This window comes from Streptomyces sparsus (genome assembly GCF_054776295.1).
Window position 1 is genome coordinate 1 of sequence record NZ_BAAHCA010000747.1, and the last position, 2,474, is coordinate 2,474.

Genomic DNA, 2,474 nt, shown 5'->3' on the forward strand with positions numbered 1-2,474 from the left:
GGGCGGTGGGGCGTGCAGACCGGTGACGTCACCACGCGCTCCGGTCTGGTGTGGGTGCGCGCCGACCGGCCGGCCCGGATGACGGTCGAGACCTCGGCCACGGAGTCGTTCCGCACGGTGCGGCGATGGCGCGGCCCGCTGCTGGGCCCCGGCACCGACTTCACCGGCCGGGCGTGCCTGCACGGGCTGCCGCCGGGCCGTGAGGTGCACTACCGGGTCCTGCTCAGCGACGTCGACGACCCCCGGCGCACGGGGGAACCGCTGTACGGCTCGTTCCGTACCGCGCCCGCCGGCCGCCGGGCCGATGTGCGCTTCCTGTGGTCGGGGGACGTCGCCGGCCAGGGCTGGGGCATCAACCCCGACCGGGGCGGCTTCCCCGTCTTCGAGGAGATGCGCCGGCTGGACCCGGACTTCTTCCTGCACAGCGGGGACACCGTCTACGCCGACGGGCCGATCGAGGCGACGGTCGCACTGCCCGGCGGCGGTATCTGGCGCAACGTCACGACGGAGGAGAAGTCCAAGGTCGCCGAGACGCTCGCCGAGTTCCGCGGCAACTTCCGCTACAACCTGCTCGACGCGCATCTGCGGCGCTTCAACGCCCAGGTCCCCTCCGTCACACAGTGGGACGACCACGAGGTGGTCAACAACTGGTACCCGGGCGAGATCCTGGACGACGCCCGCTACACGGTCAAGGACGTGGACGTGCTCGCGGCCCGCTCCCGGCGGGCGTTCGGCGAGTACTTCCCACTGGCCACGCTGCCGCCCGGCGACCCGGAGGGCCGGGTGTACCGGGTCGTGCGGCACGGGCCGCTGCTGGACGTCTTCGTGCTGGACATGCGCACGTACCGCAACGCCAACTCGTCCGGCCGGCAGCCCGAGGAGCGGGGCGGCATCCTGGGCGCCCGGCAGCTGGCCTGGCTGAAACGTGAACTGTCCCGCTCGCGCGCGGTGTGGAAGGTGATCGCCTCCGACATGCCGCTGGGCCTGGTCGTCGCGGACGGCGGTGAGGACTTCGAAGCCGTCGCGCAGGGCGATCCCGGCGCCCCGCTGGGCAGGGAGCTGCAGATCGCCGAGCTGCTGCGGCACGTCAAGCACCGGCGGATCACCGGCACGGTGTGGCTGACCGCCGACGTGCACCACACCGCGGCGCACTCCTACGATCCGGTGCGTGCCGCGTTCACCGACTTCGAACCCTTCTGGGAGTTCGTCTCGGGGCCTTTGCACGCCGGGGGCTTCCCGGCCGTGCCGCTGGACGGCACGTTCGGTCCCACCCGGCGGTTCCTGAAGGCCCCGGACCGGGCCAACGTGCCGCCGAGCGAGGGCGGGCAGTTCTACGGCCAGGTGGACATCAACGGGGACAGCGGGGAGCTGACGGTCAGGCTGCGCGAGGAGGGCGGCGCGGTGCTGTTCACCAAGGTGCTGCAACCGGGCCGGGTCGGCCAGTGACCGCCCCTCGGGCCGGAGACCGTACAGGGGGCCGGGCGCCGCGCCCGGGGTGATGATGGGCGGATGACGGACGACGAGCTGACCTACCCGGAGGCCGGTGCGACCCGTGGCGAGGCCCGCCCGCCGGGGTACCGGCAGCTGCGGCAGCGCACCCGCCTCGGTGACGGGGAGCGCTGCTTCCGCCTGGCGGGGCAGGCCGTGCTGGAGTGGCGCATGCACCGCTCGATGGGGGTCGCCGTGCGCACCGACGCGCCCCGCGCCGCGGAAGGCGTGCGGGTCGTGGTCGGCCTCGGGGTGGGCCGGCTGCGGGTGCACGGGCCCTGCCGGGTGGTGTGGGCGCAGGACGGCGACGACCGGGCCGGTTTCGGGTACGGCACGTTGCCGGGCCATCCCGAGAGGGGCGAGGAGGCGTTCGTGGTGGACCGGGCGGCGGACGGTTCGGTGTGGCTGACCGTGACGGCGTTCAGCCGGCCGGCGGTGTGGTGGACCCGGGCCGCCGGCCCGCTGATCCCGGTGTTCCAGCGCGCCTACGCCCGGCGCTGCGGGCGGGTGTTGCGCCGACTCGCCCGGAGTGACGGAGCTCGCCCGGAGTGACGGAAAAGGGCACCAAGAACCCGATTCGCCCTTAACCCATCGGTCACAGCCCGTTCGTGATCACGCAACACCCGTCAACGAGGGTGGGGGCATGGCTGACGACTCCCCTCGCCCGACCGGCACCTCACTCCGACGCGGCCACCACTGGCGCCGTGACCTGGTGGAGCTGGCGGCGCTGTTCACCGCGGTCACCGTCGCCGACAGCATCGCCAAGACCGTGGTGCACGGCCCGGACGGGCCGGTGCTGCTCGTCGTGTCGGCGCTGGTGCTGCTCGCCACGGCCGGCTTCCACACCTGGTGGGCACGACGCCACCCGCACGCTCCCCCGCCTGCGGACACCGGCACCGGCACCGGCCCGCCGGCCGAAGCGGAGGGCTCCGGGGCGGAACGGCCGACCGTGCTGTGGCGGATGCGTACCACCGTGCGGGACCGGC

General features: G+C 73.8%; 2 protein-coding genes and 1 pseudogene. All 3 read left to right on the plus strand.

The features are described from left to right. A partial coding sequence (locus ACYVE9_RS22915; RefSeq protein WP_461029786.1) for an alkaline phosphatase D family protein occupies nt 1-1,446 on the plus strand: 1,446 nt, incomplete at its 5' end. A gap of 63 nt (nt 1,447-1,509) precedes the next feature. Further along, nucleotides 1,510-2,040 carry a DUF1990 family protein gene (locus ACYVE9_RS22920; protein ID WP_461029787.1) on the plus strand — a complete coding sequence of 177 codons (531 nt, stop codon included), beginning with the start codon at nt 1,510-1,512 and terminating at the stop codon, nt 2,038-2,040. A gap of 91 nt (nt 2,041-2,131) precedes the next feature. Continuing rightward, nucleotides 2,132-2,474 (plus strand): annotated as a pseudogene (locus ACYVE9_RS22925) (GNAT family N-acetyltransferase); the annotation flags it as partial.

Coding starts and splice junctions, on each gene's coding strand:
- ACYVE9_RS22920 (WP_461029787.1), top strand. CDS start 1,510: ATGACGGACGACGAGCTGACCTACCCGGAGGCCGGTGCGACCCGTGGC.